1 protein-coding gene is annotated in these 282 nt (G+C 66.7%); it reads right to left on the bottom strand.

What is annotated here, in order from left to right:
- Nucleotides 1-282, bottom strand: a 282-nt coding sequence (locus tag FLQ44_RS22850; RefSeq protein ID WP_147696178.1) for a hypothetical protein, incomplete at both ends; no start/stop codon positions are given.

Genomic DNA, 282 nt, shown 5'->3' with positions numbered 1-282 from the left:
CCCGAATCCCGGCTCAAAGCAATGCTCCGCCGCCACTTCCTCAAGCTCGGCTCCGCCACCCTCGCCGCCCTCGTCGCGTCGCGCGCGCGGGCGTTCCAGCCGATCGAGGGCGAGTACGACTTCTGGTTCACCCGGCTGATGTACGCCTCGGGCAACTGGGACGTGGACCAGCGCATGCCGTCCTTGATCTCGTAGAACAGCTGGCCGCCGAACTGCGCGTTGTAGCGCTGCTGGTCGATCGAGAAGCTGCCGGCGCCGACGATGTAGATGCCGTTCTCGACG

The organism is Vogesella mureinivorans (genome assembly GCF_007644035.1).
In the GTDB taxonomy this organism is placed as follows: Bacteria; Pseudomonadota; Gammaproteobacteria; order Burkholderiales; family Chromobacteriaceae; genus Vogesella; species Vogesella mureinivorans.
Note: the sequence above shows the minus strand (reverse complement) of the source record. Positions and strands in the feature narration are given on the sequence as shown.